A 25,891-nucleotide genomic window follows, 5' to 3' on the forward strand; every position below is an offset into this window, starting at 1 on the left:
CTGGTCGCGAAAAGTTGCTGGCCGCGTCAACCTTCCCCTGAGACACGTCATGTCTATCGAGAAACTGTCTTCAACTTCGAGCGAAGTGACCTGCGTTACTGCCGAATTCTGCGTGATTGGCGGCGGCATGGCCGGTTTGATCGTGGCGAGACGGCTCGCGGAAGGCGGTCGTCGCGTTGTCGTACTTGAGAGCGGTCAAGACGGCGTTGATAGCGCGAGCCAAGAACTCAACAGAATAGTCGATTTCCAGGGGCATTACTCGCGCGCCATGGATGGTCGTTATCGCAGCCTTGGCGGCTCTTCCTCGCGTTGGGGGGGGCGGCTGGTGCCCATCTATGCCAGCGATACCGAGGAGCGTAGGCATCTTGGTCTGGCCGCCTGGCCACTCATTTACCGGGAGCTTGAACGTTACCAACAAGATGTCGAGTCTATCTTCGGGATAACCCAAGGAGCGTTTTCGGGCGTATCTCTCGAAACTGTAGGGCTAGATGGCGATTTCCCTGCCGACGACCCGGATTTCGCTGGACGGCTCGCCAAGTGGGTTTCGTTCAGGCGCTGCAATCTTGCGACACTGTGGCGATCGGCACTCAAGCGCCTCGATACGCTTGAGGTGTGGCTCGGGGCAACGGTGACCGCTTTCGATCTCGATCGGCAGTCGGGCCGATTGCAGGGCGTGGTGGCGAGGGGGCTTGCCGGAAGAAGCCTGCGGGTGCGTGCGGAACAGTTCATCCTCGCGGCTGGAACCATCGAGACGACGCGGCTGCTGCTGTGGCTCGACCGTCAGTCCGATGAGCATGCCTTCGCTCGTACGCGTGTGCTCGGGCGATATTTTCAGGACCACCTCAAGGCCGAAGTGGCAACGATCGGACGCCGCAACAAGGCGGAAAGCAATCGTCTTTTCGGCTATCATTTCACCCATGGCACCCGGCGGAGCCTGCACCTCGATTTTTCTCAGGAGGCGCAGCGTCAAACCGGGGTATCGAGCGCCTTTGTTTATGCTGCCATGGATCTTTCCGCCAGCAAGCTCTCCCATATCAAGACGATGGCGCGCAGCCTGCAGCGCGGGCAAATCAGTCTGAAGGAAACTGCAGCGCTTGCGCTTGAACTGCCGCTTGTCATGCGCTCTGCCTATTGGCGCGTTGTCCGGCAGCAGGTGTTCATGCCCGACGATGTGCGGCTTGGCCTGCAGATTGCCGTCGAGCAAATGCCACATTATGAAAACCGCATCATGCTTGCCCAAGAGACCGACGCCCTTGGGATGCCAAAGGCCGGGCTCGACTGGCGCCCGAGAGAGGCCGACGAGTCTACGTTCCGCGCCGTGGCCGGACGACTACGCGCTTACTGGGCGCGTCAAGGACTTGATCAGGCTTGCCCGCTCGATTGGCATGTCGATGAAGCTGACGGGGACATGGCCTTCACCGATCGGGCGGAGGCCTATGCTCATCCATCAGGCAGTGCACGCATGGGCACTGATCCCGCCCAATCCGTTGTAAGACCGGATCTTTTTTGCCACGATGTTCCCAATCTCAGTGTCGCCAGCGCCGCTGTGTTTCCCACGGCGGGCAGTGCCAACCCTACGCTGACAATTCTCGAACTGGCGCTGCGCCACGCCGATGGGCTCCTGGCCAGAAGCCGGAGCCCCAAGGCAGCTTTCGGTGTGTCTTACGCGGGTTCCGATATTCTGGCTGATGCCATGGCCCCCATCAGTGCTTCGGCAACGAGCGCCACATCTTCCTCTCCCATCTGAGCCCAGATGGGGAGCATGATGGTGTGATCCTGCGCATATTCGGATCGGGTAAGCGCACTCCCGATCCGAGCGCTCCCAGGGGCGGCATAGGCGGGCTCCCGATGGGCATTCATGACCCCCCGCCGGGTCGAAATGCCCTGGTCGAGCAAGGTTTGCATGATATGGCGCTGATCAACACGGCGCGGCAGCTGGACGCAGAAGCTTTGCCAGTTGCTCCGGGCCCAGGAGGGCTCCACCGGCAATTGCAGGTCCGGCACATCGTCGAGATGCTGCTCGTAAAGTTCGGCGATCTGCCGACGCCTGGTCACGATCTCGTCGAGCCGAAGCAACTGCTCGCGTCCTATGGCCGCCTGGATATCGGTCATCCGGTAATTATAGCCGACAGAGACATAGGTCTCGAAAATCACCGAACTCGATCCATGCCGATCCCGGTCCGAAACGGACATGCCATGTTGACGCCAGAGCCGAAACAACTGGTCATATTGCGCATTTGCAGTGGTCAGCATGCCGCCGTCGCCGGTCGAAATGATTTTGCGGGGATGAAAGGAGAAACATGCTATGTCCCCGATCGGTGCGCCAACAGCCAGGTTCTGGCCTTGCCAGACGATGCTGCTCCCGGCAGCGCAGGCAGCGTCTTCGATCACCGGCAACCTGCGGGTGCGTGCTATCTCCATGATCGAGGCCATGTTGCACGGCATGCCCAACTGGTGGACGCAGAGGATGGCCTTGGTGCGCGGACCGATCGCCTCTTCGATCAGCAGGGGGTCGATATTGTAGACGTTAGGCTCGATATCGACGAAGACAGGCAGTGCGCCGCATTGGCGTATGACATTGACCGTCGCGATGAAGCTGTGGCTGACGGTGATGACCTCATCGCCCGGTCCCACGCCGACTGCGAGTAGCGCCAGGTGCAGTGCGGTGGTGCAGTTAGATACGGCACAGGCGTAGGGCGCGCCTACCTTTTGGGCGAATTCGTGCTCAAAGGCGGCGACCTCCGGCCCCTGGGTGATCCATCCCGAGCGGATGACCCGCGCGGCTGCTTCCACCTCTGCCTCGCCCAGAACCGGCATGGCTAAGGGAATACTGCGAAAATGGTGGCTCATGCGGCATGCTCCACGGTCCAGTTGTGCGTGTGTTCGTCGTGGAGCAACCGCTCGGCCGGAACATGCCCTGCCAGATACCAGCGGTGGAGCTGGCGTAGCCCGTCCTTGAGAGAGACCTGCGGTACAAAGCCCAGAATGTCTCGCGCCAGGCTGCTGTCGGCGATGAGCCGCAAGACATCTCCGGGTCGGGGGGAATCGTAGCACACGGGCGCATCGGGCCGGCCCACGGCAAGAGCGATTGCACTCGCCAGTGCGTTCATGCTGATCTCGCTGCCCTGACCGAGATTGATCGTTTGGCCGATGGCCGCTTCACTCATGCCGGCGAGGCGAATGCCACGCGCTGTATCGCTGACATGGGTGAAATCCCGGGTTTGCGCACCATCGCCGAAGATGACCATTTCCCGTCCCGCCATGGCCCTGAGCATGAATTTGGGAATGACTTCGCCGCTGTCACCCTCGTGGTGGCTGCGTTGGCCGAAGCTGTTGAATGGGCGTACGACAACTGTGGGGTAGCCGTGCACCCGATGAAGCGCGCGTGCATAACATTCGCCAGCGAGCTTGCCGCCGCCATAAACGGTCATGGGGAAGGTGGGGTGGTCTTCGCTCATCGGAGCGTAGCGCGCCGTGCCGTAGACCTCCGAACTCGAGACATACACGAAGCGGGGCACGCCCGCGCGACGGGCCGCTTCAAGAACCGTGAGGCTGCCGGTGGCGTTGACGTCGTGGTTGGCGAGCGGGTCATGAAGGCTGTGCCGGACTCCCAGGCAAGCCAGATGATAAACGATCGAAACGCCCTTCATCAGCGATGCCATGGCTTGCTGATCGCGAATGTCGACCACCGCGAGTGTGCAACGGGTGCCCTCGAGATGATCGAGATTAGCGCGTTTGCCGTTGACTAGATTGTCGGCCACGATCACCTCGTGCCCTTCAGCAACAAGTTGGGAGACAAGTTCGGAGCCGATAAACCCGGCTCCACCCGTCACAAGAATGCGCTCACCCATGCTGTCTTACCTCCCCTTGATCGGTATTGTTTCGCCAGCGCAGAAATCTTGCCGGAACGCCGGCGACGACGGAAAATGGTGCGACATCGCTGGTCACCACCGCCCCTGCGCCGATGATCGCGCCCTTGCCGATCGTCACCCCGGGCAGAATAACCGCGTTGGTTCCGATGTCGGCCCAATCGCCGATGCGAACCGGACGGACATGCAGGTCCGTTTCAATGATCGGACGATCGATGGGCTCGGCCACGTGAGCCGATCCGAGTAGTTTCGCGCCCGGGCCCCAGCCCACGTGCTCGCCCATAGTCAGGTCGCGGGCGTCGAGAAAGGCCTGTGGGCCGATCCAGCTGCCACGGCCGATCCGGCATGTACCGTCATATCGTCCCTGGATGTTGGCCTGAGCCCCGATGAAGACGTTGTCGCCGATCTCGAAGGTCTCGACATGGCGAAAAGCGGCGCCGCTGCCGACCTTGAGTCCGGCTCCGCACTCCCGCGCACCGGCCGAGACGATGGCTCGACGCATTAAGGCGTCGATCATGCCATCCCCTTGCGCGAAACGGCCATAGAGTACGATCAGCCCCTCTGGACCATAGTCGCGGCGCAGCGCTGCGATAAGGCCGGCCTCGTAGCCTGGCGGCTCGGCAGCGGAGCGCCCATGTATGGCGGCAACGATGCGGCCTTCGGATCGCGCCTCAGTGGACATGGACATCACTGGAGATGGCGCTCGCCACCGCTTCGACCTGCCGGGGCGTCAGCTCGGGGTAAATGGGAAGTGAAAGCACCTGCTGGGCCGCCTCTTCGGCGAGTGGGAAATCGCCGCGCTTGTAGCCAAGATTTGCGTAGGCACGCTGTAGGTGGACCGGAATCGGGTAGTGAAGTCCGGTCTGAACCCCTTGGGCGGCGAGATCCTCGCGCAGCCTGGATCGTGTGGGCGAGCGGATGGCATAGACGTGGTAGACATGGCGCCGCCGCGCAGCCACATGGGGTAGCTCTATCGTTTCGATGCCAGAAAGAAGCCGGTCGTAATGCGCCGCATGCTGCCGACGCTGTTCGGTCCAGTCTTCGAGATAGCGCAGCTTTACGCCCAGAACGGCGCCTTGAATGGCGTCCATGCGATAGTTGAAGCCTTGAGCGATGTGATTGTACCGCTCTTCCTGGCCCCAATCGCGCAGGCAGCGGGCCGCCTTGGCGACGGTGTCGTTGTTGGTGACGAGCACGCCACCTTCTCCGCAGGCACCGAGATTCTTGCCGGGATAGAAGCTGAACGCGCCGGCTAGCCCGAGGCTCCCCGCGCGGCTGCCATTGTATTCGGCGCCGTGAGCCTGACAGGCATCTTCGATGACAACCAGCCCGAACCTGTCGGCCAGCTTGAGCAAGGGCACCATGTCGCACATCTGACCATAAAGGTGCACCGGGATGATGGCCTTGGTAGCCGGAGAAATGGCCGCTTCGACCTTGGCTGGATCCAGGTTCATGGTCAGCGGATCGATATCGACCAGAACGGGACGAGCGCCGGCATAGAGAATGGCCGCAACCGTTGCCACGAAGGTGAAGGGAGTGGTGATGACTTCATCGCCCCGGCCGATCCCCGCAGCAAGCAGCGAAAGATGCAACGCGCTGGTGCCGGTATTGACCGCGATGGCGTGCCGCGTGCCGCAAAAGGCCGCAAAATCGTGTTCGAAAGCTTCAACGGCCTCGCCCAGAATGTAGCGACCCGAGCGCAATACATCGACAACGCTGGCCTCGATTTCCGCGCCGATTTGCTTGTACTGGGCCTGAATGTCGAGAAGGGGGATCATGCGGGTACCCGTTCTGGTTGGAGTTCGACTGCAGCACCCTGCCTGCTAAGGGAAAGGGTGGCCGCTTCGAGCATACGCACGATGCGCAGACCGGCCTGGCCGTCGGCGAGCGGCGGTATGCCCTTGTCGATGGCGGCGACAAATTCGCGCAGCTCGCGCGAAAGGGCTTCGGTCATATCGAGTTGGGGTGCGCTCATGTCGCCCGTGCGATAGCCGATCTGCATCTGGCGGAACTTTTCGCCGCGACGTGCGGGAGGCGAGGAGAGGGTAATCCCCTTGTCGTAGACCTTGATCTTCTCGCTCGGTTCAAGATCGTCATAGACGATCATCTTGTCGCTTCCACCCACAAGGGTGCGCCTGACCTTGACCGGGGCAAGCCAGTTGACGTGTATATGAGCGAGCATGCGGCCCGGGAAATAAAGGGTGAGATAGGCCATGTTTTCCGGCTCGCCTTCGACATGGCCCATGCCGGTCGCACTAACCGCAATTGGTTTTTGCGGCAGCACATAATCCATGATCGCCAGGTCGTGCACGGCGAGGTCCCAGATGACGTTCACATCGTGCTGGAAGAGCCCCAGATTGATGCGGACGGAATCGTAGTAGTAGATCTGCCCGAGCGAGGACTGGACGATATCGCGCATCTTGCGTACGGCGCCGGTGTGGATGAAGGTGTGATCCACCGCCAGGATCAGACCCCGGCGTTCAGCCTCCTCGACCAGCCGCTGAGCCTTGTCGGCGCTGTCGGCCAGAGGCTTTTCGACAAAGACGTGCTTGCCAGCTTTCAAAGCCTGCATGGCGAGACTGTAGTGGGTCGCAACCGGGGTCGCTATGGCAATCGCATCGACCTGCCGGTCGGCGAGCAAGGTCTGAAAGTCCTCTGTGATCTCCACCGAAGGATAGCGCCGCCGGACCCCCGCCAGACGTTCGGTCTGAAGATCGCAGATCCAGCGCAACTGCACCTCTGGCAAGTCGCAAAGATTGCGGACGAGGTTGGGACCCCAATAACCGTAGCCAACAACGCCAACGCCGATCATGATCCGGCCCCCGCTGCCATGCGGGCAATCGGCTCACTTGCCTTGGAGACAACTATGCGCGCCGGCACGCCCGCCATGGTGGCGCCAGCGGGAACGTCCCGGGTGACAACGGCGCCGGCACCGATCATGGCATTCTCCCCAATGGTCAGGCCCGGCAATATGGTAACATTGCTGCCGATCGACGCGCCTTTGCACACCCGCGTCGGCTCCAGCGTCCAGTCCTCGGCACTTTGCATCTGGCCGTCTGCTGTCTGGGCGCGCGGATAGCGGTCATTGGTGAACATCACGCCATGGCCGAGGAAGACGCCATTCTCGATCTCCACGCCCTCGCAGATGAAACAATGGCTCGAAATCTTGCACCCTTCGCCGATGGTCACGCCGCGCTGGATCTCGACGAAGGTGCCGATGCGTGTTCCCTCTCCAATGGTGCAGCCATAAAGATTGATCAGGTCCGGATGGTAAAGCACCACATCCTTTCCCAAGACGACGTCCTTGATCATCGCTCGCGCCCTCAGAGCCTGGTTGTTCTCGGGCAGAGGGTTGGGTGACCTTGCCATGACCAAAGACTAGTGGGCGCCGGGATGCTTGTTGTTAGCCCTGATGGCCTAGACGGTTTGGGCAATGGAGAATCGGCCGAGTGCGCGAGAGTTTTGGAGGAACCTGGTCAGTCTGTGCGCCTGTGACCGGGAGGCGAGATCGGACCGAGCACGACCATGGCCTCTGCAGCCCTCAAGCTAGACAACAGCGAAATCTTTCAGCGTGATGGGGCGCTCGAGACGGGCGCGGCTAGGTCGCCTGCCGTATCTGTCTCGCCGATATCGGGAGACGATCTCGAAGCGGTTGGACTATTTCTCCATCAGAATTTGAACGGCCGTATTGCTGCGCGGAGTTGGGCGGAGATGATCGTGCCCAGTTGGCAGGCAGAGCATCCCAATCACGGCTTCATGCTGCGCCAGGGAACCGATATCGTGGGCGTTCAGCTCGCGTTCTACTCGCTTCGCGCCAGCCAGGATGGTCCGCTCCGATTCTGCAACATCGCTGCCTTCTGCGTGCTGCCAGAGTACCGGATCCATAGCCTACGGCTCTTGAAAGCGATCCTGGCGCAGCCGGGCTATATCTTTACGGATCTGTCCCCGAGCGGGAATGTTCGGCCCATCAATCTGCGCCTCGGGTTCCAGATGCTCGACACTGCGACGGCACTTGTGCCGAACCCTGCTTGGTTGCTCGTCCCGGCTAGCGGGCGCCTCGTCACCGACCCCGCCGAGATCGCCATTCATCTGACGGGTGCGGATCTGCGTATCTTCAATGATCATCTCTCTGCGCAGGCCGTCCGACACGCGCTGCTGCTGCTGGGGGATCGCTATTGCTACGTCGTCTATAGGCGCGATCGGCGCAAGAACCTGCCGCTCTTTGCCACGCTTCTCTATGTCAGCGATCCCGCGCTCTTTGAGCGTTGCCGTTCACAGCTCTTCCGCCACCTGTTTGTGCGCCACGGAATCGTCTTTACCCTCATGGAGATGCGGCTCGTGCGCACCAGGCCGCGTCTATCAAGGCTCTTGCCTGGCCACAGGCCCAAGATGTTCCGCAGCGACGATGCTGAGCCCGCGGCAATCGACTATCTTTACAGCGAGCTTACCTGCGTCGCCTGGTAGCCCAAGGAAGGTGCGCCGGTTCTACCACTTTCGCCGTACGCCGCATGGCCTGCGGTCTAGGCCCTAAGCCCATTTAGCTACATCTAGACCTCACCCTCCGGTCAATTGCTGATCATCCCGTGCTGCCGCTAGCCTTGGTGGCAGCAATGAGGGGATTTCAAGCAAATGACCTATATGGATATGCTCACGGGACGTGTTCTGCCAGGCCGCCGGGGGGAAGAACGGATGCGGACCATTGTTTTCGTTGTGCCTCCGGGCAGTGTTTCCCCCGCGCTCAAGCAAGCCGCCGAGGAAGCCTTTCCCTGGACGGTGATCGAGGAAGTTTCCCAGGTCGATCAGGCGATCCGGATCTTCCCAAGCACGGTCTCGCTCTTGATCTTGCATCCCGATTTGATTGCCGATGCCGAGCGCAGCTCCGCCGATCTTTTCCGCTATCATCCGCTGGCGCTGACCGCTGTGCTTCACGACGATATGATGGACGAGAGGGAACTGGCGCTCCGGCTTGCAACCTCGCAGATCATCCGCAGCATCTTGCCCATTCAGGTGCGCCACGATATCTCGCTTTCCATTCTGGGTCTGCTGTTGCAAGGTATCGAATATTGCCCGAGACGCCTTCTCGGTGCAGCCATGGAGCACGTCTCGGACACCCCACCGGCCGCGCGTGAACCCGAGGAAGCCCAGCCGATCGCCATGCCGCTGCGGGTCCTGACCAAACGCGAAATGCAGGTGCTCGAAATGGTGCAACGGGGCCTACAGAACAAGTCGATCGCCAATGACCTCAATCTTTCCCGGCATACGGTGAAGATCCATCTGCACAATATCATCAGCAAGCTCGGCGCCCGAAACCGCACCGAGGCAGCAGCCTTTTATCGCGATGCCGTTCCTGCCGGCGCCAGTCTGCGCGCTGCCGGATAGCGGGGACATATCATGCGTGTTCTCGTTCTCGGCGCCAAGGGGCAGGTGGGGTCGGCATTGATGGCAAGGCTGCCCCGCCGCTGGCCGGTCACAGGCCTGACCCGAAAAGATGTAGACCTGCTCGTCCCCGGGGATGTGGCCGCTGCGATCGAGACGGCGCAACCCGATGTCGTGATAAACGCCGCGGCCTGGACTGCCGTGGACCGCGCCGAAACGGAAGCAACCAGTGCCCATAGGGTCAACACAGACGCCGTGCGGGAGATTGCCGAGACGAGCGTTCCCTTGGTTGTCTCCTATTCGACCGACTATGTCTTCGATGGGCATAAGGAGAGCGCATATAAGGAAACCGACATGCCTGCGCCTCTCAATGTCTATGGGATGAGCAAGCTTGGCGGGGAGCGGGCCATCGCAAGGCGCAAGGGCGAGCACCTGATCTTTCGCACAAGCTGGGTGCACGCACCCGCGCACGTCAATTTCGTGTCCACCATGCTGCGCCTCCTGGCCGAGCGGTCGCGCTTGTCCGTAGTCAACGATCAGGTTGGAGCCCCGACGAGCGCCGCGCTGATTGCCGATAGCACGGTGCTTGCGCTCAATCGCATCGAGGACGGCGAGCCTCTCGCTTCCGGCATCTACAACTTGACTGCGTCGGGCGGGTGCAGCTGGTACGACTATGCGCGGTTCATTCACGAGACTGCACGGGAACAAGGGCAAACCCTCGACTGCGCTCTGGAGCCGATCGCTGCAGCCGATTATGGGCAGGCTGCGCTTCGTCCGCGCAATTCGCGCCTCGACACAAAGAAACTCCAACGCGCCCTCGATGTTCGATTTCCCCCCTGGCAGGAAGGCGTGCGCGACACGATCCTCAAGAGTATGGAATCCGCGAACGGTCAGCCGAGCAGGAGTGAGAGTGATGCGGTCGACGCGCTGTCACCCTGATGGCCTCATGTTGTTCGAGCCTACGGTGCATGAAGACGATCGCGGCGCGTTCTTCGAGAGCTTCAATGCCCTCGCATTTGCTGAAGCGACAGGAACTTCGGCCTATTTCGCCCAGGATAATCAATCCATCAGCAGCGCCGGCGTCGTGCGGGGGCTGCACTACCAGCTGCCGCCCTATGCGCAGGGCAAGCTGGTCCGGGTAAGCGCCGGCCGCGTCTTTGATGTGGCGGTTGACCTTCGCGATGGGTCCGACACATTCGGGCGCTGGTTCGGTGTAGAGCTCAGTGCCGTCAACCATCTTCAACTATGGATCCCGCCCGGTTTCGCCCATGGCTTTCTGGCCCTCGAGGATGGATCCGAAGTGCTCTACAAAACCACCGAGTTCTGGCACAGGGAAAGCGAGCGAGCCTTGAGGTGGGACGATCCGGATATCGGCATCGCCTGGCCAGCCGAAGGCCTCAGGATCATTATCTCCGACAAGGATGCTCTTGCGCCAGGCTTCGCTGAACTGACCAACTCCGCGCCGGCCCGGCTGGCCTGAAAGCTAGGTCATCCCGGCCACATGTCTGATGATCTGCGGCTCAGCATAGACTGCCCGCCGGCCAACGCTGAAATAGGTCCAGCCGTCTTCAACAAGCCGCTGTGGCGTAAAGACGTTACGCCCATCGAAGATCAGCCTGAACCGCAGCCGTTCACCCATTTCGGCAAAGTCCGGGGCGCGGAACTGGGCCCATTCGGTGCAGAGCACCAGCGCGTCCGCCCCGTCCAGCGCGCCATACTTGCTGTCGCAAAGAACCAGATCCTCGCGTTCGCCATAGATCCGGCGCGCTTCGGACATGGCAACGGGATCGAAGGTCCTGATGCGTGCACCCACTGCCCAGAGCGCTTCGATCAGAACGCGACTGGGTGCTTCGCGCATGTCGTTCGTGCCAGGCTTGAAGGCCAGGCCCCAAAGCGCGAACGTCCGCCCCCGAAGGTTTTCAGCGCCGCCGAAGTGACTTGCGATCTGGGTGAAGAGCCGCTGCTTTTGCCGCTCGTTGACCTCATGCACCGCTTCGATCAGCGGAGCCTCGTAGCCAAGGTCTTCGGCAGTGTGCTTGAGCGCCTGAACGTCTTTGGGGAAACACGATCCGCCATAGCCGATGCCGGGATAGATGAATTGATGCCCGATGCGGGAATCTGCGCCGATGCCTTTGCGCACCTGTTCGATATCGGCCCCGAGCCGCTCGGCAAGATTGGCCATCTCGTTGATGAAACTGACTTTGGTCGCAAGCATGGCATTGGCGGCATACTTAGTCAGCTCGGCGGATCGAGGATCCATATAGAGCATGCGGTCCTGGCTGCGGTTGAAAGGTTCATAGAGTTGCTTCATGACCTCACAGGCCTGGGAACTGGATGCGCCGACGACGATCCGGTCAGGCTTGAGAAAATCGGAAACGGCCGCGCCTTCCTTGAGAAATTCGGGATTGGAAACGACATCGAACCCCAAGCCCGATCGGCGGCTCGACAGAACGCGTGCGATCGTTTCGCGCACCTTTTCAGCGGTACCCACGGGAACGGTGGATTTGACGACGATCAACCGCGGCGCCTCCATGAGCCGCCCGATCTCCTCTGCCGCGGCGAGCACATGACGCAGATCGGCGGCGCCGGTCTCATCAGGCGGTGTGCCGACCGCAATGAATAGAACTTCGCCATGGCGGACGGCTTGCGCCGTATCGGTGGTGAAAGACAGGCTGCCCATCCGCACCGTGCGCTCGACGATGTTATCGAGGCCTGTTTCATAGACCGGCAACTCGCCCCGCTGCATGCGTTCGATCTTGCCCGCATCGATGTCGAGACACACGACCTCATGGCCCACATCGGCAAGGCAGGCGCCAGTGACAAGCCCTACATAGCCGGTTCCGAATAGCGAGAGTTTCATAGCTGCACTCCGGTGTGCCGCGGAGCCGCGCTCCTCGATCAGGTGGAATATAGCCCGCTTCGCTGTCGGGCCTGACTAGCTCCGAACGCCTATGCCAGCCTCAGATGGCCTCGCAGCTGTACCCTGCGACAACGGCGCACCCAAATTTTTAGTGATCAGCCTCTGGGCAACGATCAGCGCTCATCTCGACTTTGCTCACATCCGACAAGTTCAGACTGGAGTTTGCCATGACGCTAACCTCACGCCTCCTCGCCGGCACAATGCTGTCCGCTGTGTTGATGTCCGCGCCTGCCTTGGCGCAGGGAGAGCCGGTGCCGACCGCAGCGCCCAATGCGCCCGATCAGAGCCCCGCCTTTCCCGAACAGAAGAATGCGCCGCAGCCCGAGACACTGGCCGAAGTGGAGCAGGAGGTCATCGCCGAGGGACTGCCGCAGCTCTGGGCCATGGAGTTCCTTCCGGATGGCCGCATGCTCGTGACTGCCAAGGAAGGCGCGCTGCATATTGTGACCCCGGAAGGGGAGGCGAGCGAACCCATCGCCGGCGTGCCGGAGGTCGACGCACGTGGGCAGGGCGGTCTCTTGGATGTTGCGCTTGCAGCTGATTTCGAAAGCTCGAACCGCATCTTCATGTCCTTCGCGGAACCGCGCGAGGACGGCAATGGCACCGCCGTGGCAGCAGCAACGCTGGTGCTTGATGACAGTGGCGGTGCAACGCTCGAAGATGTCGAAGTGATCTTCCGTCAGCAGCCGAGCTATGATGGGGACAAGCATTTCGGCTCACGCATCGTGCCGACAGAGGATGGCCATCTCTATGTGACGGTGGGCGAGCGTTCAGACCAGCCGGTGCGAACCCAGGCACAGGAGCTCGCTAGCGGGCTGGGCAAGATCTTCCGGATCGATTCCGAGGGCAATGCTGCCGCAGACAATCCGTTTGTCGACACTGAGGGTGCTTTGCCTGAAATCTGGAGCCTCGGCCACCGCAATACGCAGTCGGCCACGCTTGATGGCCAAGGCCGGCTCTGGATCGTCGAACATGGCGCTGCCGGCGGCGACGAGGTCAACCTGCCTGAAGCTGGGCTCAACTACGGCTGGCCCGATGTAGCCTATGGTGTCGAATATAGCGGCGACCAGATCGGCGAAGGTATTACGGCCAATGCCGAGACCCAGCAGCCCGTCTATTATTGGGACCCGGTCGTCGCACCATCGGGCATGGCTTACTACGAGGGCACTGAATTCCCAGGCTGGGAAGGTGCGTTTCTCGTCGGTGGTCTTGTGACCCAGGATGTCGTCGTGCTCCACATCGACAACGACCTCGTGGCCTTTGAGGAGCGGGTGCCCGTTGGCGCACGTGTGCGCGACGTACGTGTCGGACCGGACGGTGCCGTTTATGCCGTCACCGAGGACCCAGAGGCCGGCACATCCACCATCGTGCGGATGACCCAGGCTAGCTAAAAAGAAAGGGGCTCCTGTATGGGAGCCCCTTTTTTCAGGAGCTTGGTTTGCCGGAAACGCATTGGTCCGCCGCCCAGAGCGTAATCGGATCGCCCGGTTCTGCCCCGAGTTCAAGGCAGCGCTCGCCGGTACAGAGGCGCCATGCTGATACCGTCGCTCCGGACGCTGCAAGCTGGAGCGAAGACAGCGGCGGTAGTGCAGGCCGGAAGACCCACGCACCCTCAACACGAACTGCGTTTTCGGGCAGATCGATGCCCGCGCCGGCGCCCTCGACACTTGCTTGGACAAGTTGCAGTGCATTGTTATCGATGCGCCAGTGTTCTGCCCAGGTGGTCTTTTCGACAGAGTGGGTCCAGGTGAGGCTGAACGCTGTCGCCGCGAGAGCAAGAATATTACCACCCGCGGCAATGCAAAGGCTCATGCGGTGACCTCGGGTTGCGCCTTTTCCTTTTCTTTGCGCGCGCGCCAGATCTGGAAACCAACAAGGCCAGCCCCCAGGACAAAGCCGATTTCATCGGTCAGCGGCAAGGCCAGTATCAGCGTAATCCCGGCTACAAGAAACAGAAGGCGCTCGATGAGCAGGGTCCGCACGAAAAGGAAGCCGATCAGCGCCACGCCAGACAGGCCGATGCCTATACAGGCCTTGAAGATCACGTAGGCCACTTCCACCGGGTAGCCGAATGCGTCAGCCATCCAGCCACCATCCTGGAGCATCAGCGAAGGGGTGAAAACCGCCATGAACGGGATTACGAAGCCGGCAGCGGCGAGCTTGACCGCGTTGAGCGAAATCTTGAGGCCGCTCGATTTGGCGATCGGTGCGGCAGCAAAGCAGGCAAGAGCGACAGGCGGGGTCAAGTCGGCCATGATGCCGAAGTAGAAAACGAACATGTGGCTGACGAGCAGGGGCACACCCAACTCAAGCAAAGCCGGACCGGCCAGGGACGAGGTAATGATGTAGTTGGGAATGGTGGGGATGCCCATGCCGAGAACGAGGCAAGTGACCATGGTGAGCACCAGCGAAAGAAAGAGATTGTTCTCCCCCACGCTGATAATGGCGCTGATGAAGGTCGAAGCGATGCCAGTCAGGGTCAGGGTGCCGATGACGATGCCCACGACAGCACAGGCAACCCCCACCGGCAGGGCATTGCGTGCCCCCTGTGCGAGAGCATCGCGGCAGATGGCGAGTGTTTCCCGCCCGCCCCGGAAAAAGGCGCAGGCGGCAATCAGGGCTACAATGACGCCCAGGAGCAGGTTGACACCAGCCCAGGTGAAGGACGCCGCGGCCAAGCCCAGTGCTACCCAAAAGACGATACGAAACGCCAATGGTCCAATTCTGGCGGCAAGCGGGGTGCCTAGGATCAGGACGACAACGAGAGCCAGGCCCATGGTACCGGCGAAGACGGGCGTATAGCCGGCAAAAAGCAGGTAGATGAGGGCCGCGAGTGGCAGGATTAGGGGCCACTGTTCTCGCACGGCGCGCCAGGGATTGGGCAGTTGATCCCTTGCCATGCCTTTGAGCCCGAGCTTGGCGGCCTCAAGCCGTACCATCCAGAAGCAGACTGCGAAATAAAGAAGGGCGGGGATAATGGCCGCCTGGACAATGGCGGCATAGGGCACGTTGAGCGTTTCCGCCATGATGAAGGCGACTGCGCCCATGACCGGGGGCATGATCTGCCCGCCCATCGAGGCCGTGGCTTCCACGCCGCCGGCAAAGGCGGAGCGATAGCCGAAACGCTTCATGAGGGGGATGGTGAACTGGCCTGACGCAACGACATTGGCGACGCCCGAGCCCGATATGGTGCCCATCAGCGCCGAGGATAAAACAGCGACCTGAGCCGGACCACCGCGCGTTCCGCCGACAAGACCCAGAGCGAAATCGTTGAAGAGCCTGAGCATGCCTGCCCGTTCAAGAAAGGCGGCGAAGACGACGAAAATGAAGATATAGGCAGCCGAGACATAGATCGGGGTGCCATAGATGCCTTCGGTGCCGAAACCAAAGTGCTCGACGATTAGTTCGAAATTGTAGCCGCGATGGATGAGCGGTGCCGGCAGGTGCTGCCCGAAGAAACAATAGGCAAGAAACATCGCGGCGATGACCGCAAGGGGCCAGCCAAGAACCCGCCGCGCCGCCTCGAACACCAGGATCACGGCGGTGGTGCCCACGGCTAGATCGAGATGCGTCAAAAACCCGGTACGCCGGATCAGGTCCGTATAAAAGACCCAGTTGTAGATCCCAGTCATGAAGCCGGCGATACCTAGCGCCCAGAAGACCACTTTGCCGAAAAACGTTCTCGCGACGAGATTGGCCACGAGTGCGAAGGTCAGAAGCAGCAGAAAGCCGACATGCATGGCACGCACGACCTGGCTGGGCAGGGCGCCGTACGCTGCCGTCCAGAGAGTGAAAACCGCAAAGGCGATGGCGATACCGAAGGCGATCTTGCCCGGGATGCCGTCTCCAAAACCGGGCGGCAGGCCTTCGGTTACATCTTCTTCAGCCTGATGCGCCAGGGCGTCGGCACGAACATCACCGGACTGGGTCATGAATCTCTTTCCTCCCAAAAAGAGCAGTGACTGGCCCGCCGGAACCGGCGGGCCAGAGACTTATTGAATGATGCCCTGTTCGCGATAGTAGCGCTCGGCGCCGGCGTGGAGCGGGATCGGAAGCCCCTCGATAGCCCTGTTGATGTCGATGGAGGCGGCAGCACTGTGGGCGGCCTGCATGCGCTCGAGATTTTCGAACATCAGCTTGGTCATCTGGTAGGCGGTTTCTTCGCTCACTCCTTCATGAGACACGAGGATATTGCCGATGGCAGCGGTTGGCACATCAGCATCCTGCCCCCGATAGGTCCCTGCGGGGATGGTTGCCGGAACATAGGGGGCGCCGATCGCCTCGACGATTTCTGCAGGAATGGCCACGATGTTGATCGAGTGGGTGGCCGTCAGATCCTGGATGAAGGCAACGCCCAGGCCGGCGGATTGCAGGGTCGAGTCCAACTGGCGGTTTTTGATCAGTTCGGCGGATTCCGCATAGGGCAGATATTCGAGCCGGCCTAGATCCTCATAGCTCAAGCCGGCGGCCTCGAAGATCGCCCGGGCGTTCAGCTCCGTTCCCGAAGCAGGCGCGCCCACCGACATGGAGCGGCCGGGAAGATCTTCCAGTGTCGCAATGCCCGACTGGGCATCGGCCACGATCTGCACGTAGTTGGGATAAATGGCGGCAATAGCACGCAAGCTTTCGAGCGGCCGCGGGAAGCCAGCTTCCTCATTGCCTTCCCAGGCAAGCGCAACGGAATCCCCGAGCGCGAAGGCGATTTCGCCCCGGCCCTGAGCCAGAAGATTGAGATTTTCAACGGAAGCCTTGGTGGCTTGCACCTGGGTGCGCGACCCTTCGATGCCGTCGCCGTAGATCTCGCTTAGCGCAACACCGAGGGGATAGTAGACGCCCGAAGTGCCGCCGGTAAGCACATTGATGAACTCCTGGCCGTGCGCCGCAGGAATAACGAGAGCGGAACAAAGCAGTGCGGTCGCGCCGAAGCGCGTCATGAATTTGGTCACGGATATCCTCCCAAAGGTTTTGGCGAGTGCCGGTCGTTGCGGCGTGCCGAACAAGGAAGAGCAAGAGCCATGCCAGAACGAATCCCACCAGCGGCCGTTGTTTTTCGGCGCTTTGAGGCGGATTGTTGCCCCGCTCGCCTCTAGCCAGGCGGAAACTCGCCAGGACTGCGGTCGCCACGCAATCCATATCGCGCGATCTTCTCGTTGAGCGTGCGCCTTGGCACGCCGAGCAGATCTGCAGCATCCGCAGTCGCTCCGTCAGTCTGCTCCAATGCTTGAGCGATCATGCCGGCCTCGAACTGGGCGACGAGATCAGGCAGGCTTTGTCGGGCAAGCGGTGCCAGAGCCGAGACGCCAAAGCCGATCACCGTGCGCTCAGCCAGAGACTTGAGTTCGCGCACATTGCCGGGCCAGTGCTGGTGCTGAAGCTCAAAGCTCATTTGCGCCGAAAGCTCACGCAAGGGTAAGCCGTGTCGTTCCGCAGCACGCCGCGCAAAAACGGCAAAAAGGAGCGGAATGTCCTCCACCCGCTCGCGCAGGGGCGGCAATGGAAGGTCGATGGTGGCAAGGCGAAAATAAAGGTCGGAGCGAAACCGCCCAGCCTCGCTTTCAGCTCTGAGGTCGACCTTGGTGGCCGCGATGAAACGCACATCGACCGGAATCTGTCGATTGGCGCCCACGGGCTCCACCACCCGCTCCTGGATAACGCGCAGCAGTTTGGCCTGTAGCCCCAGCGGCATGGACTCGATCTCGTCGAGAAAAACCGTCCCGCCCGCGGCAAATGCGATCCTGCCCTGTCGCGAGCTCGCTGCGCCCGTGAAGGCGCCGCGTTCATGGCCGAAGAATTCGCTCTCGAAGATGGCCTCAGGGATGGCCGCGCAGTTGATCGCGACAAAAGGAGCCGAGCGGCGCCGGCCGAAATCGTGGAGGGCGCGTGCGACAACTTCCTTGCCGGTGCCGGTCTCCCCGGTGATCAGCACATCGACGTCGATTTCGGCCAGGTGCTGGACCGATCGACGTATTTGGCCGATGGCTGGGGAGGTGCCGATCAACCTAGCCTCCAGATCGGCCGGCTCGTCCCGTAGTCGCTCGATTTCGCGCTTCAATCGCCGCCGTTCGACGGCATTGTCGAGAAGGGACACCAGCTGTTCGGCATCATAGGGTTTTTCAAGAAAATGATAGGCGCCGGCCTGCATGGCTTCAACGGCCAAGGGCACATCCCCATGACCTGTGAGGAGAACGACTGGCAATTCGGGGTCGCGGTGCTGTAGGCGCGAGAGCAGGTCCAATCCTGAAAGCCGGGGCATGCGCATATCCGAAACGACGCACTCGGTCTTAGCGGCATCTATGGTCTGCAACGCTTCCAGCGGATCGGTAAACACCTCGATACTGAAGCCGCTCGCCTCCAGCCAGTCGGCTGCTGCCGCGCAGAGGTCCGGTTCGTCATCGATGAAAACTATTTTGCCCCGGGTCATCGCGCTAGCTCCAGGGAGCGGGAGGCAATTGCAGCCGGCAGCCATACTGTTGCGCAGGTGCCCCCGCCGGCAGCCGGCGAAAAGACCAGTGAGCCGCCATAATCTTCCAGGATGGCGCGCGAAATCGAGAGCCCGAGCCCCAGACCTTCGCCTGTTGCCTTGGTGGTGAAGAAGGGCTCGATGATCTGTTCGGCAATCTCGGAGGGAATGCCGGGCCCAGAATCGAGAAAGTGAACCGCCGCTCTTGTCTCGTCCCATTGCAGCCGAACAAGAACCTGCGAATTGCCCATGCTGGCCGTTGCGTCGATGGCGTTGAGCAGGAGATTGATGAAGACCTGTTCGATGCGCACCGCATTGGCTGCAGTCAGGGGCGAGAGCTCGCAAGGCTCGAACCGCAAAGTCACCCCACGCTCCCTGGCTCTGGGTGCTGCGATCTCGATTGCTTCGGTAACCGATTGCGCAAGCGCAATGGGGTCGCTGGGCAGCGCCTGGGCGCGCGAAGAGAAGGTCTTGAGGTGCTTGATGGTGCGCTGCATGCGTTTGAGCAGGTCCCGCCCGGTCGTGATCGATGCGGTGGATTTCGGCTCGTCGCCGCGCTGGGCGTGCAGGGCTGCTGCTGCCAGGGTATTGTCGAGCGCGGACAGCGGCTGGCTCACTTCGTGGACGATCGCTGCCGACATGCGGCCAAGGGCGGCGAGTTTGGCGGCGTGGATCAGGCTATCCTGGGTCTTGCGCAGTTCTGCCTCGGCGCGCTTTCGCTCCTCGATTTCGCGGCCGAGAGCGCTCGTGCGCTCGGCCACGCGCTCTTCGAGCATCGCCTTTTGATTGAGCCGGAAACGGGTGAGTTGCCGCCGCTGAAAGCCGTAAAGCCCTGCCAGCAGGCATACGAGGCTCAAAAGACCGGCAATGCCGGCAATAAGCCTTGCTTCCTCGCGGACAGGTGCGAGCGGCAAGGCACTGAAGTGGTGCCACCCTTCCGGGTCGATCACGATCGTGCTCAGGGCAAGCCCCTGCGCTCCATCTTCAAAGATGCGGGTGAGATCGGCTGCTGCAGAGCCAGGGACAAGGGGCCGGCGCGCCGCGACATCGATACCATCATAGCGCCGCTCGGCAAGTATCCGGGCACGATCCATGTCGGCCAGCTGGTGCAGTGGACGATAACGCCAGCCCGGTACGCCGCTGAGAAACACAATGCCGGACGCGTCGGCGACGCCAGTCATTTCGCCCGCTTCGGCCCAGACGCGCTCAAGCGGCGACATATCGACCTTGACGACAGCAACGCCGAGCGGCCCTTCGGGACCATCGATGCGACTCGATAGGAAATAGCCGGGCACGCCGGTCGTCACCCCGACTGCATAGTAGGCGCCTCTTCCGGTGACCAGCGCGTCGGCGAAATAGGGGCGAAAGCTGTAATTGTGTCCTACAAACGAGCTGGGCTCGCTCCAGTTCGACGAGGATAGCGTCAGCCCTGAAGGGTCGATGATATAGACAACGTCCGCCTGGGCATGGCCGGCGACCGTTTGGAGATAAAGGTTCACCTCCCGCACCCGATTGGTGGACGGGTGCGCCAGAAGCTCAAGGATCCGTTCGTCCTCGCCCAAGACCTGCGGCAGGTAGGCGAAGCGCTCGATTTCGCTTTCGACTGCCCGCTGCGACAGCGTCAGGCGATCGCGCAATTGCCCGGCAAGACGATCCATGCCCGCATCTTCCGCAAGCATGTAGGCAAGCGCTGCCAAGCCGACCACCAGAACGGCCGCCACCAAGGCGAAACGCCACCTCCAACGCGACTGCCGAGCCACGCCACCTCCCCATGCAGTTGCATTTTTGTCTTACTGCGCCACAAGACTAGCGCGAAAACAGGGGGATGGTCACCCTCAACTTGGTGTTCGAGGACAGCGTTGGTCATCGCCAAGCAATATCTCGTCAGAACCATACGTTCTTGGCCTCGCGGCCTGCAATGTGGCTAGCTCGACATGGGAACGAATTAGAGGAGACCGAGCTTGGCAAGTCTGACGCTTAAGGACGTCTACAAGTCTTTCAACCAGACCGACGTCATTACGGGCATCGATCTGGACATCGAGCACGGCGAGTTTGTTGTGTTCGTGGGGCCTTCCGGATGCGGCAAATCCACTCTTTTGCGCATGATTGCCGGATTGGAAACCATTACCAGCGGCGAACTCTGGATCGGGGATGAGTTGTGCAACGATGTTCACCCCGGCGATCGCGGGATTGCCATGGTGTTCCAGTCCTACGCGCTTTATCCGCACATGAGCGTCTACGACAATATAGGCTTCAACATGAAGGTGACGGGAGTGGCGCGCGATGTGCGCGACGCCAAGATCCGGAATGCGGCGCGCATCCTGCAGATGGAGCATCTGCTTGAGCGCAAGCCCGCCCAACTGTCGGGCGGTCAGCGCCAGCGTGTCGCGATTGGACGCGCTATCGTCCGGGAACCTCAGGTCTTTCTCTTCGACGAGCCCCTGTCCAACCTCGACGCCGCCTTGCGGGTCGATACGCGCATGGAGCTTGCCAAGCTTCACCGCGATCTGGGCGCCACCATGGTCTATGTGACCCATGATCAGGTCGAGGCGATGACCCTGGCCGACAAAATCGTGGTGCTCAATGGTGGCGTGGTGCAGCAGGTCGGCACTCCGATCGAACTCTACCAGCGTCCCGCAAATCGTTTCGTAGCGGGTTTCATCGGCAGTCCCAAAATGAACTTCATTCCGGTTGAGGTGGTGGGAACCGGCGCCGGCACGGTCCGGGTGAAATTCTCCGATCTCTCAGAGATCGACGTGCCTGCCGCGCCTGACAAGACACGCCTCGGGGAACAGTTGACCCTTGGCGTCCGACCCCAGGATCTGCAACTGGCCGAGGGCGGTGCAATCCAGTGCGCCGTTTCGGTTGTCGAGCGGCTCGGCAGCGAAACCATCGTCAATGGCGACGTGGGATCGGGTGGACCCATCCTCGCTGTTCTTGATGGGGACCGGCCAATCGAGATCGGTTGCTCGATCCGCCTTTCGTTTGAAAGCAGCAAGGCCATCCTGTTCAACGAAGAAGGGCTGGCGCTGCTCGCCTGAGCTCGCTCCCTATCGACAGCACCTTCCGGGCAGCCTTGGCGCTGCCCATAACCGTTTGTTCTGGATCATCTTCTGATCCATAACGGACAGCTATCGCTACAGACCGACATAGTCTTTGTGATGGGACTATGACAGTGCCAGTCTTGCCTTGATGAGGGAATGCGCAACTGACCGAGGGGGTCCTGCGCAAGCGACAATGGAGGAACATTTGTCCAAGAATCCAGCCCAGTCCCGCCGGTCCATATGGGGGGGTGCTGCCCTGGCAGCCATGCTGTGCAGCTCGACATCCATCGCGCAGGAAGCGTTGGAAGTCTGGTCGCGCAGTGGTCCGCAAGCGGCCGAAACCTATAAGGCCGTTTTCGAAGCCTTCACTGAAAAGACCGGCATTCCGGTGGAATATCTCGCCACCGTTGAATTCGAAACGCAGCTGCAGGCGCGCGCCGCTGCTCGCGATCTGCCCGACGTGCTGATTTATGATCAGGCCAGCATGGCTGCCTATGCCACTGCCGGAATGGTCCTCCCCATCGTGCCAGAGGACATCAGCGGACATGACCAGCTGAGCGAAGCCTCCTGGGACTCGGTGCGCATGGCAGATGGCGCCTATTACGGCGTTCCTTTCAGCCAGCACGCCCAGATCACGTTCATTCGCTCCGACTGGCGCAAGAAGCTGGGCTTTGAGGTTCCGCAGACTCATGACGAACTGATTGCCCTTGCTACTGCCTTTGCGACCCAAGATCCCGACGGAAGTGGTGTCGATGCCGATACCTACGGCATGGCTGTGCCGGGCACCACGGATCGTGGCTTCTTCACCTGGTGGCTCTCGTCCTACATGATGCAGCGCGGCGGTTCATTCGTTGAAGGCGCTGACGGCAAATATGCGGTGACCGTCAATTCTCCGGAAAGCGTCGCAGCGGTCGAGTGGATCCAGAACCTGTTCTGCGGTTCGCCCAGTCTTGTTCAGCCTGGTGCCCTTACCAATGCCAGTGCAACGCCATTCTTTGCCGAAAATCATGCCGGCATCTATCAGACCGGCCCCTATGCCTTTGCCAATTTCGACCGCGCACCGGGCAAGGACAAGTATGAAGTCGTCATCGCTCCAGCCGGTCCCGGCGGCAAGACCACGCTGACCGAGCGTACCAGCATCTATTTCGGTGCGACGAGTTCGATGCCCGAGGAGCAGAAGGCGCTAGCCGAGTTCCTGATCAGCCCGGAAGCCCAGACCCTCGGCATGACGGCCCCCGGCCAGCCCGTGGTGCGGCTGCCCGTCAACACCACGCTCGACGCTGCCGAAATCTACGGCGACGAACGCTGGACCGTTGTGGCCGAACAGCTCGAGGACTCCGAGCTGATGCCTTCAGATATCGACTTCACTACGGCGCGACTCGATATCGCTGAAACGTTCCAGGCGATGTTCTCGCAGTGTACGGGTGACATTCAGGGCAGTCTCGACGGCCTTGCCGGTCGCATTGCCGATGAACTCTCGATGCAAGACGCACTGCAATGACCCAGCAGGCGGGCGAGGCCATGACGCCTTTGGTTCAAAATGCGGCATCCCGCCCGTCCGCCGGCACTCAACGCCGGCGGAGCAGGCCCCAGTCCCGATGGTGGTCGGTCTGGTTGTTCCTGCTGCCGGCGCTGCTTCTTTTCCTTTATTTCAAGTTCATCCCGATGTTCCAGGGCATCCAGATGAGCTTCCAGCGCGTCCGTCCGTTTCTGGGCAACGAGTGGATCGGCTGGTCCAACTACATAGCGGTGATCAACGATCCACGTTTCCATGACGCAATCATCCATACGCTGATCTTGGGCTTCGGCCAGTCGATTGGCGCGGTGATAGGTGGATTGGTTCTTGCGCTTCTGCTCGAAGGCGCCAGCAAAACCCTGTGGTTCGTGCGCACTGCAGCCTTTCTGCCGGTGGTCACTGCCACCGCCGTGATCGGTGAAGTCTGGCGCATCATCTATTTTCCTGCGCCCAACGGCTTTCTCAATTCGATGATCGGCACGGTAGGGCTCGACCCGGTGCGCTGGCTCGAAGATCCCGGCGTGGCACTCTATTCGATCATGGCCGTAGGTATCTGGCAGGGTGCGCCCTACAACATGGTCATCTTCCTTGCCGGTCTTGCGGGTGTTGATCGCTCGCTTTACGAGGCGTCCGCCATCGATGGGGCCAAGCTGCGCCACCGGCTCTGGTATGTCACGCTGCCGGCCCTGCGCCCGGCCATGACCATTGTGCTAGTGCTTGCCGCCGTTCGCAGTTTGCGCGTCTTCACCGATGTGTGGGTATTGACCGGTGGCGGACCAGCCGGCGCAACCGATGTCTGGATGACACGCATCTATTCCCTCGGGTTTGAGCGCAATCAGATGGGCATCGCTGCCGCGGGCTCGATCCTGCTGCTGCTTGCGAGTGTGGCCTTGACCGCGCTTGCCCTGTTGATCACCCGCAAGCGTGCGGAGAAATGACCATGAGCACAACCAAACGCCTTCGCCCTGCACGCAGCCAGGTCAGCTCCAGCAGTTTCGATACGGCGTTGGGCTGGCAGCCGCGCAAGCCCACGATCATGCTGCTGCGCGCGGCAGTCTGCGCGATCATCCTGTTTGTCTTTGCCGGTCCGATCATGACCATTATCGCCGGCGCTTTCGACCTTAACCCTGACCCCACTCGTCTGACGCTCTTTCCGACCAATCCCAGCCTCGAGAACTTCGAAGTCGCCACGCATCGCGGCATCTGGGGCTTTTTCTGGAACTCGCTGATGATCGCCGGGTTCGGCCTGCTTTTACAGATCACCGTGGCGGTGACGGCCGGCTACGCGTTGGCTCGGCGCAAGTTCCGGGGGCAAGCCATCGTGCTCGGCATTTTCCTTGCTACCATGATGCTGCCCGAAGAAGTGGTGGCTGTGCCGCTCGCCGTGGTTCTCGGGGATCTGCCGCTCGTTGGCATCAGCCTGCGCGGCACGATATTTGCCATCATCTTGCCGGTTGCGGCCTCTGCCTTCTCGATCCTCGTCATGGCTGCCTTCATGCGCGATATTCCTGACGAAATCGTCGAAGCGGCGACGATAGATGGGGCCGGCGAGATGCGCATCCTGGTCGAGATCATCCTGCCCATGTGCAAGCCCGCACTTGGCGTCGTTGCCATCTTCGGCTTCATCGGTATCTGGGATCAGTACCTGCTGCCCATCATCGCGGCCAACCGGACATCGGACTATATGATCACGGTGGCCCTGGCGAGCTTGCGAGCCGACGTCCAGGTAGGCACGGGCGTGCTCCTGGCCGGCGCCTTTCTAGCGCTCGTCCCAAGCCTGATCGTTTATCTGCTGCTGCAGAATTCGCTGGTTCGCGGCATCACCTCGGGCGCAATCAAGGGATAGCGCCTTCCCACTCCGCAGCCTTTTCCAACGCAACCCCAACAGGATTGTGCTCGATATGATTTTGTCTACCGTTACCGATGAAGTGCTCCCCGACCGCTCTCACGACGCTTTCCCCCGCATCTTCCGGACCGCCGCCGAGCAGGGCGTCAGCACGTTCGAGATCCGCATGGTGGAAGCCAAGCGTTTTCCTATCGTGGAGTCGGAGGCTTGGGATCGCCTGCTGCACTATTCCAAGGAATTCGGCATCACCTACACAAGCGTCTCGCCGGGCCTGTTCAAGACCACGTTGCACAGCGATCTGATGCTGGCCCATCGCAACCACTTGGCGGCCATGAGCATGGACATGGCCGAGCGCATCGGAGTGAACACACTCGTCACCTTTGGCGTGTTGCGGGATGCGCGCGATGGCGCAGACGCCTTTGGTCAGGTTGTCGATCTGCTGCGCCAAACGGCGGAACAGGCCGCTGCTCGTGGTTTCACCCTGCAGCTTGAAAACCTGCCCCACACCTGGGCAGATACGGCCGACAGCTGCCTTGCTCTTCTTGAAGCCGTGGACCATCCCGCCTTCGGCTATATCTGGGATGTCGGAAACCTCTATGAGGCCGAGCCGGGTGACTTCCGCCCTGGATACCGCAAGCTCAAGCCTTTCATCCGCAATGTCCACCTCAAGGACGGCCGGGTGGAGAACGGCCGCATGATCTGGCAGCAGTTCGGCGAGGGATTGACCGACATCAAGGGTCAGATCGAAACGCTCAAGGCGGACGGCTACGAAGGCACGCTCACAGTCGAGGCCAAATGCGAGCCTCAGACCGATGAAGACTTCCCCAATTCGCTCCGATACCTGCGGTCGCTGCTTTAGC

Annotated in this window: 23 protein-coding genes; 11 read left to right on the forward strand and 12 right to left on the reverse strand. The window is 61.1% G+C overall.

Annotated elements, in window-relative coordinates; genetic code table 11:
- The first annotated feature begins 49 nt into the window (after positions 1-49).
- Positions 50-1,747, forward strand: coding sequence for a GMC oxidoreductase (locus BM364_RS01720; RefSeq protein ID WP_092420073.1), 1,698 nt, complete (start codon positions 50-52; stop codon positions 1,745-1,747).
- Here BM364_RS01720 and BM364_RS01725 read toward each other — a convergent pair.
- Genes BM364_RS01725 through BM364_RS01750 form a run of 6 tightly spaced genes read right to left on the reverse strand, consistent with a single transcriptional unit; the run spans position 1,663 to position 7,181 of the window.
- Positions 1,663-2,850, reverse strand: a complete 1,188-nt coding sequence (locus tag BM364_RS01725) for a DegT/DnrJ/EryC1/StrS family aminotransferase (RefSeq protein WP_092420076.1) — start codon at positions 2,848-2,850, stop codon at positions 1,663-1,665. The genes BM364_RS01720 and BM364_RS01725 overlap by 85 nt on opposite strands.
- Positions 2,847-3,851, reverse strand: coding sequence for an SDR family NAD(P)-dependent oxidoreductase (locus tag BM364_RS01730; RefSeq protein ID WP_092420079.1), 1,005 nt, complete (start codon positions 3,849-3,851; stop codon positions 2,847-2,849). The genes BM364_RS01725 and BM364_RS01730 overlap by 4 nt, the downstream gene beginning before the upstream one ends.
- The gene (locus tag BM364_RS01735) at positions 3,844-4,551 is read right to left on the reverse strand and encodes an acyltransferase (RefSeq protein ID WP_092420082.1); all 708 of its coding nucleotides are present in this window, start codon (positions 4,549-4,551) and stop codon (positions 3,844-3,846) included. Before BM364_RS01735 ends, BM364_RS01730 begins: the two co-directional genes overlap by 8 nt.
- Positions 4,541-5,647 (reverse strand): DegT/DnrJ/EryC1/StrS family aminotransferase, encoded by a 1,107-nt coding sequence (locus tag BM364_RS01740; protein ID WP_092420085.1) that lies wholly within the window; start codon positions 5,645-5,647, stop codon positions 4,541-4,543. The genes BM364_RS01735 and BM364_RS01740 overlap by 11 nt, the downstream gene beginning before the upstream one ends.
- Entirely contained in the window at positions 5,644-6,681 is a 1,038-nt protein-coding gene (locus tag BM364_RS01745) for a Gfo/Idh/MocA family protein (protein WP_092420088.1), read from the reverse strand. The genes BM364_RS01740 and BM364_RS01745 overlap by 4 nt, the downstream gene beginning before the upstream one ends.
- Entirely contained in the window at positions 6,678-7,181 is a 504-nt protein-coding gene (locus tag BM364_RS01750) for an acyltransferase (RefSeq protein ID WP_092420091.1), read from the reverse strand. Before BM364_RS01750 ends, BM364_RS01745 begins: the two co-directional genes overlap by 4 nt.
- Before the next feature lie 213 nt (positions 7,182-7,394).
- Here BM364_RS01750 and BM364_RS01755 point away from each other — a divergent pair, with 213 nt between their 5' ends.
- The 4 genes from BM364_RS01755 (at position 7,395) to rfbC (ending at position 10,725) form a co-directional block, all read left to right on the forward strand.
- Positions 7,395-8,333, forward strand: a complete 939-nt coding sequence (locus BM364_RS01755; protein WP_244542738.1) for a hypothetical protein — start codon at positions 7,395-7,397, stop codon at positions 8,331-8,333.
- Between the two features lie 225 nt (positions 8,334-8,558).
- Positions 8,559-9,248 (forward strand): helix-turn-helix transcriptional regulator, encoded by a 690-nt coding sequence (locus BM364_RS01760; protein WP_175528419.1) that lies wholly within the window; start codon positions 8,559-8,561, stop codon positions 9,246-9,248.
- 12 nt (positions 9,249-9,260) lie between these two features.
- Positions 9,261-10,184 carry a dTDP-4-dehydrorhamnose reductase gene (gene rfbD / locus BM364_RS01765; RefSeq protein WP_092420097.1) on the forward strand — a complete coding sequence of 308 codons (924 nt, stop codon included), beginning with the start codon at positions 9,261-9,263 and terminating at the stop codon, positions 10,182-10,184.
- Positions 10,159-10,725 (forward strand): dTDP-4-dehydrorhamnose 3,5-epimerase, encoded by a 567-nt coding sequence (gene rfbC, locus BM364_RS01770; RefSeq protein ID WP_092420100.1) that lies wholly within the window; start codon positions 10,159-10,161, stop codon positions 10,723-10,725. The genes rfbD and rfbC overlap by 26 nt, the downstream gene beginning before the upstream one ends.
- Positions 10,726-10,728: 3 nt before the next feature.
- Here the strand turns inward: rfbC and BM364_RS01775 are convergent, their stop codons facing one another.
- A complete protein-coding gene (locus BM364_RS01775; protein ID WP_092420103.1) occupies positions 10,729-12,105 on the reverse strand; it encodes a UDP-glucose dehydrogenase family protein in 1,377 nt (458 codons plus the stop codon).
- 227 nt (positions 12,106-12,332) lie between these two features.
- On the opposite strand from BM364_RS01775, the gene BM364_RS01780 reads away from it, so the two are divergent.
- Positions 12,333-13,556 carry a PQQ-dependent sugar dehydrogenase gene (locus tag BM364_RS01780; protein WP_092420106.1) on the forward strand — a complete coding sequence of 408 codons (1,224 nt, stop codon included), beginning with the start codon at positions 12,333-12,335 and terminating at the stop codon, positions 13,554-13,556.
- A 34-nt stretch (positions 13,557-13,590) separates the two neighbouring features.
- Here BM364_RS01780 and BM364_RS01785 read toward each other — a convergent pair whose 3' ends face one another.
- From BM364_RS01785 to BM364_RS01805, 5 genes are all read right to left on the reverse strand, one after another.
- The gene (locus tag BM364_RS01785) at positions 13,591-13,977 is read right to left on the reverse strand and encodes a DUF1850 domain-containing protein (RefSeq protein ID WP_092420109.1); all 387 of its coding nucleotides are present in this window, start codon (positions 13,975-13,977) and stop codon (positions 13,591-13,593) included.
- Positions 13,974-16,097: a TRAP transporter permease gene (locus BM364_RS01790; RefSeq protein WP_092420112.1), complete on the reverse strand. Its 2,124-nt coding sequence runs from the start codon at positions 16,095-16,097 to the stop codon at positions 13,974-13,976. The genes BM364_RS01785 and BM364_RS01790 overlap by 4 nt, the downstream gene beginning before the upstream one ends.
- Positions 16,098-16,157: 60 nt before the next feature.
- Positions 16,158-17,099, reverse strand: coding sequence for a TAXI family TRAP transporter solute-binding subunit (locus tag BM364_RS01795; RefSeq protein ID WP_092420115.1), 942 nt, complete (start codon positions 17,097-17,099; stop codon positions 16,158-16,160).
- 152 nt (positions 17,100-17,251) lie between these two features.
- Positions 17,252-18,586, reverse strand: a complete 1,335-nt coding sequence (locus BM364_RS01800; protein ID WP_092420118.1) for a sigma-54-dependent transcriptional regulator — start codon at positions 18,584-18,586, stop codon at positions 17,252-17,254.
- On the reverse strand, positions 18,583-20,385 hold the full coding sequence (locus tag BM364_RS01805) for an ATP-binding protein (RefSeq protein WP_210186368.1): 1,803 nt from the start codon (positions 20,383-20,385) through the stop codon (positions 18,583-18,585). The genes BM364_RS01800 and BM364_RS01805 overlap by 4 nt, the downstream gene beginning before the upstream one ends.
- Positions 20,386-20,586: 201 nt before the next feature.
- Here BM364_RS01805 and BM364_RS01810 point away from each other — a divergent pair, with 201 nt between their 5' ends.
- The 5 genes from BM364_RS01810 (at position 20,587) to BM364_RS01830 (ending at position 25,890) form a co-directional block, all read left to right on the forward strand.
- On the forward strand, positions 20,587-21,666 hold the full coding sequence (locus tag BM364_RS01810) for an ABC transporter ATP-binding protein (protein ID WP_092420124.1): 1,080 nt from the start codon (positions 20,587-20,589) through the stop codon (positions 21,664-21,666).
- A 208-nt stretch (positions 21,667-21,874) separates the two neighbouring features.
- Positions 21,875-23,170, forward strand: a complete 1,296-nt coding sequence (locus tag BM364_RS01815; protein WP_210186369.1) for an ABC transporter substrate-binding protein — start codon at positions 21,875-21,877, stop codon at positions 23,168-23,170.
- Positions 23,171-23,283: 113 nt separating this feature from the next.
- Positions 23,284-24,123 (forward strand): carbohydrate ABC transporter permease, encoded by an 840-nt coding sequence (locus BM364_RS01820; RefSeq protein ID WP_210186370.1) that lies wholly within the window; start codon positions 23,284-23,286, stop codon positions 24,121-24,123.
- A gap of 2 nt (positions 24,124-24,125) precedes the next feature.
- Positions 24,126-25,031: a carbohydrate ABC transporter permease gene (locus BM364_RS01825; RefSeq protein ID WP_210186371.1), complete on the forward strand. Its 906-nt coding sequence runs from the start codon at positions 24,126-24,128 to the stop codon at positions 25,029-25,031.
- Positions 25,032-25,086: 55 nt separating this feature from the next.
- Positions 25,087-25,890, forward strand: coding sequence for a sugar phosphate isomerase/epimerase family protein (locus BM364_RS01830; RefSeq protein WP_092420133.1), 804 nt, complete (start codon positions 25,087-25,089; stop codon positions 25,888-25,890).
- Position 25,891: the final 1 nt, after the last annotated feature.

This window comes from Devosia crocina (genome assembly GCF_900116545.1).
In the GTDB taxonomy this organism is placed as follows: domain Bacteria; phylum Pseudomonadota; class Alphaproteobacteria; order Rhizobiales; family Devosiaceae; genus Devosia; species Devosia crocina.

What these genes read in the sequence shown, in the direction of transcription:
- BM364_RS01730 (WP_092420079.1), bottom strand. Translation starts at nt 3,851, where the DNA reads ATGGGTGAGCGCATTCTTGTGACGGGTGGAGCCGGGTTTATCGGCTCC.
- BM364_RS01735 (WP_092420082.1), bottom strand. Translation starts at nt 4,551, where the DNA reads ATGTCCACTGAGGCGCGATCCGAAGGCCGCATCGTTGCCGCCATACAT.
- BM364_RS01785 (WP_092420109.1), bottom strand. Translation starts at nt 13,977, where the DNA reads ATGAGCCTTTGCATTGCCGCGGGTGGTAATATTCTTGCTCTCGCGGCG.
- BM364_RS01780 (WP_092420106.1), top strand. Translation starts at nt 12,333, where the DNA reads ATGACGCTAACCTCACGCCTCCTCGCCGGCACAATGCTGTCCGCTGTG.
- BM364_RS01720 (WP_092420073.1), top strand. Translation starts at nt 50, where the DNA reads ATGTCTATCGAGAAACTGTCTTCAACTTCGAGCGAAGTGACCTGCGTT.
- rfbD (WP_092420097.1), top strand. Translation starts at nt 9,261, where the DNA reads ATGCGTGTTCTCGTTCTCGGCGCCAAGGGGCAGGTGGGGTCGGCATTG.
- rfbC (WP_092420100.1), top strand. Translation starts at nt 10,159, where the DNA reads ATGCGGTCGACGCGCTGTCACCCTGATGGCCTCATGTTGTTCGAGCCT.
- BM364_RS01725 (WP_092420076.1), bottom strand. Translation starts at nt 2,850, where the DNA reads ATGAGCCACCATTTTCGCAGTATTCCCTTAGCCATGCCGGTTCTGGGC.
- BM364_RS01830 (WP_092420133.1), top strand. Translation starts at nt 25,087, where the DNA reads ATGATTTTGTCTACCGTTACCGATGAAGTGCTCCCCGACCGCTCTCAC.
- BM364_RS01775 (WP_092420103.1), bottom strand. Translation starts at nt 12,105, where the DNA reads ATGAAACTCTCGCTATTCGGAACCGGCTATGTAGGGCTTGTCACTGGC.
- BM364_RS01755 (WP_244542738.1), top strand. Translation starts at nt 7,395, where the DNA reads ATGGCCTCTGCAGCCCTCAAGCTAGACAACAGCGAAATCTTTCAGCGT.
- BM364_RS01750 (WP_092420091.1), bottom strand. Translation starts at nt 7,181, where the DNA reads ATGATCAAGGACGTCGTCTTGGGAAAGGATGTGGTGCTTTACCATCCG.
- BM364_RS01800 (WP_092420118.1), bottom strand. Translation starts at nt 18,586, where the DNA reads ATGACCCGGGGCAAAATAGTTTTCATCGATGACGAACCGGACCTCTGC.
- BM364_RS01740 (WP_092420085.1), bottom strand. Translation starts at nt 5,647, where the DNA reads ATGATCCCCCTTCTCGACATTCAGGCCCAGTACAAGCAAATCGGCGCG.
- BM364_RS01745 (WP_092420088.1), bottom strand. Translation starts at nt 6,681, where the DNA reads ATGATCGGCGTTGGCGTTGTTGGCTACGGTTATTGGGGTCCCAACCTC.
- BM364_RS01825 (WP_210186371.1), top strand. Translation starts at nt 24,126, where the DNA reads ATGAGCACAACCAAACGCCTTCGCCCTGCACGCAGCCAGGTCAGCTCC.
- BM364_RS01790 (WP_092420112.1), bottom strand. Translation starts at nt 16,097, where the DNA reads ATGACCCAGTCCGGTGATGTTCGTGCCGACGCCCTGGCGCATCAGGCT.
- BM364_RS01795 (WP_092420115.1), bottom strand. Translation starts at nt 17,099, where the DNA reads ATGACGCGCTTCGGCGCGACCGCACTGCTTTGTTCCGCTCTCGTTATT.
- BM364_RS01760 (WP_175528419.1), top strand. Translation starts at nt 8,559, where the DNA reads ATGCGGACCATTGTTTTCGTTGTGCCTCCGGGCAGTGTTTCCCCCGCG.